At 36.4% G+C, this 2,855-nt stretch carries 3 protein-coding genes and 1 pseudogene; all 4 read right to left on the bottom strand.

Annotated elements, in window-relative coordinates:
- Positions 1-248: 248 nt before the first annotated feature.
- Positions 249-479: pseudogene (locus JCM16496_RS22510) on the bottom strand (hypothetical protein); the annotation flags it as partial.
- Between the two features lie 134 nt (positions 480-613).
- A complete protein-coding gene (locus tag JCM16496_RS20870) occupies positions 614-1,309 on the bottom strand; it encodes a hypothetical protein (protein ID WP_128809791.1) in 696 nt (231 codons plus the stop codon).
- Between the two features lie 227 nt (positions 1,310-1,536).
- A complete protein-coding gene (locus tag JCM16496_RS20865; RefSeq protein WP_025836407.1) occupies positions 1,537-2,136 on the bottom strand; it encodes a hypothetical protein in 600 nt (199 codons plus the stop codon).
- The coding region (locus JCM16496_RS22505) for an RHS repeat-associated core domain-containing protein (protein WP_145973822.1) at positions 2,099-2,855 on the bottom strand (757 nt) is incomplete at its 5' end. The genes JCM16496_RS22505 and JCM16496_RS20865, both read right to left, overlap by 38 nt.

The following is a 2,855-nucleotide window of genomic DNA, read 5'->3' as shown; positions in this document are numbered from 1 at the left end:
ATCATACTCATAGCGGTAGGCCAACGCATCCAGCTTGTCTTGTGAAATTCCTTCATCCTGAAGGCACGGGGGAAGAACAAAGCGGAGATTGCCGCGGTTGTCGTACACATAGTAGGTGTCGTGGTTCCCGTTGGCGCTGACACGGCGTTGCAATACCCTGCGACCCAGTTTGTCGGTAAATTGATAAGAGGAGTTGCCGTCCTCGTCGGTGGTCTACACCACTGACAGTTCACCGGAAGCATAGACGAATCTATTGCTGTGGTAGTACTGCCTGTCTTACGAACTGTTTTCAACTTTGTGCCGTCGGCACCATAAGTGTAGGTAATCGTACTACCGTCACTGAAAGTTACCACTGTTGGCAAATTTAAGTAATTATACAATATACCGGTAATTCCTTTATTTAAATCTTTCGTCAAATTGCCGTTGGTGTCGTAAGCGTACTTGTTAGCCTGCTTCACGGCATCCTTGAACTCGAAGCCGATAAATAACTAACTTCTTTAAAGAAACATATCGCAAAACATTGCTGTATATCGAAAAGAACAAAATCTTAACAATACACAGCAATGCATAAAAACAAAATTGATTTATGAACTATAATACAGTTTCCACTTAACTATTCTAATTTCCAACCTTCCCCATTTTTTTTGAGCTCATTGACATAGTCCAATGAATCTTGGCCGGACAGATAAAAAGGAGGGATACGCATAGTACTCTTCGACCTTTTTAAAATAGATTGGTACTCTTCTTCTTTACCCGTAAAGTCAAATAAGACCTCCCACAAATAAACAAAGTCCGGTCCACAATTACAAACAATACGATGCTGAAAAAGCAAATAAAGCAAGTAATCTATTTGTTCATTAGTCGCGGCGGCCAATTTACCATCCTTCGTAACATAATTCTCTAAAAGCCCGTTAATACCCTCTTTCTGATATACAGAATCAATCACGGCATTTGGTATAATGGTATATTTACGGCATGACTCAAAAAAGGCTGAGTCCACCAGCAGGTAACCATCTTGTTCCACACTTTTTACTAATAAATCAGAGAAAGTTTGATAATCACACAATGACATATTTAGAGCATTATATAGGCCATCTCCAGCTATACTAATCCAAAGTGTATCGTGGGTTGTTTTGCATTTTAATTTTAGGGGGAAAAATCGCATGACTTCTCCATAGCCTTCACCATACAACATTGAATTCTGCAAAAGAGATTGCTTCAACGGATTTTCTTCTTTCTTGTAGCAAAGAATTGAACAAAACAGCAATAATAATAAAAAAGATATTACATATTTACTTTTTCCTACCATGAACATAATCATTAGTTGTTCTTATTCTCAAATTTAATAGGCATATAATTACTATAAGGTTCATATACAACGGTATCGTTTAATCTTTTTTGGGTACTTCCCAAACACACTCCGTGAAACACTACCAGTCCCTGCTTATACGCAAAGGTATAAGCAGGGATTTATGTGAAAGACTTAAATCATAATGACAATTTTATGAATGCTGGATAAAAAATCATTGCTCCTTTTTAAGCCATCGTAAGACGTTTTTTTTCCTCTTCAAGGCGCATCATAATATCTCCTGATTCGCAATCTGTTATTGCAGTATAACCATATTTCAACAATAGATATATTAAATATCTTCTTTCTGGTAAAGTTAAATCGTTTCCATCTTCCCTATAGTATGAAAGCCATTCACCGTCAATAAATGTAGAAACTAACTTCTGTATTCCTCCACTATAATAAACAGAATCTATATAAGGCTGCGGAGTAGTACAAAACATTTTCAACCCTATATTCAAAAGACTGTCTGCCATTAAAGTGTCCTTATAGGATAACCATACTGATGTTTGAGGAGGTGGCACTATTTTGTATTTAGAATCTTCATTTATTAACCATGATAATTCTATTTCATCCAATACAATCTTGTAAATAGAATCCTTCCATTGTACATTAGTAGAAATAAGGAGAGGTGCAGTAGTTATTGTACCAGTTAAATCAATCTCTCTATCAACCGGAATTCTACTTTTCCCATTTAGATATAAATATATGCTTATTCCAATGATAGCACATATCATGAAGATAAAGAACTTATTCCAACATTCCCTTAGGAATTTCTTGTTTTCCATACATAATTCTTTTAGGTTCTCTTAATATTCTTCTTATTTTATTCTCCCTATTAACAGCACGTACATCCATTAGTTTTATACCGTTTGAGAGTCTTTCCTCTGTAGCAATTCCTTTGTCAAGATCAAAAGAATGTTGTAACTCATGAGCTAAACCTACTCTTGGGGTTCTTATTTCGGTATCATTGTCATACGCATTCCTTTTTGAACTATAAGGGTGATAATATACTGTGCTTCCTTGTGAAATGTTCTTTCTAATTTTTTCTTTATTATATCTTGTACCATTGACATATTTCGATTCTTTGTTTGGCATAGTAATAGTATGAATGTTTAAACTCTGTTCCAATTCAGTAATCATTTCGCTCATCTCCTTGTCATCCTTTCTCAGCTGCGCCAAATCAGCTTTTACCTGCGCTTGATATTTTGTATCAAAGCCAAAAGTCAGTCTTATTTGATCCATTAACCCATTTGGATTAGGAGCTATGATGATACTATCCCCATTCACATCGATATTACGAATCGGATTATTCGCCCCATACTGATAAGGAGACATCGAATAATACTTCTCGGCAAATCTATCGTTCGTATGGAACCTTCCCAGCGCCGCATCATAATGCCTTGCCCCATAATCATACCAGTTCAGACCTTTCTTCGCATCAAGTTCCTTGCCATTATACTTATAAGGCTGAACACTATTGCTACCTGCAAAGACACCGCCGAAA

Source organism: Bacteroides rodentium JCM 16496, from assembly GCF_000614125.1.
GTDB classification, from domain to species: Bacteria; Bacteroidota; Bacteroidia; order Bacteroidales; family Bacteroidaceae; genus Bacteroides; species Bacteroides rodentium.
The sequence above is the reverse complement of the archived record's forward strand: the minus strand, read 5'-3'. Positions and strand labels throughout refer to the sequence as shown.

Coding starts and splice junctions, on each gene's coding strand:
- JCM16496_RS20870 (WP_128809791.1), bottom strand. CDS start 1,309: ATGGTAGGAAAAAGTAAATATGTAATATCTTTTTTATTATTATTGCTG.
- JCM16496_RS20865 (WP_025836407.1), bottom strand. CDS start 2,136: ATGGAAAACAAGAAATTCCTAAGGGAATGTTGGAATAAGTTCTTTATC.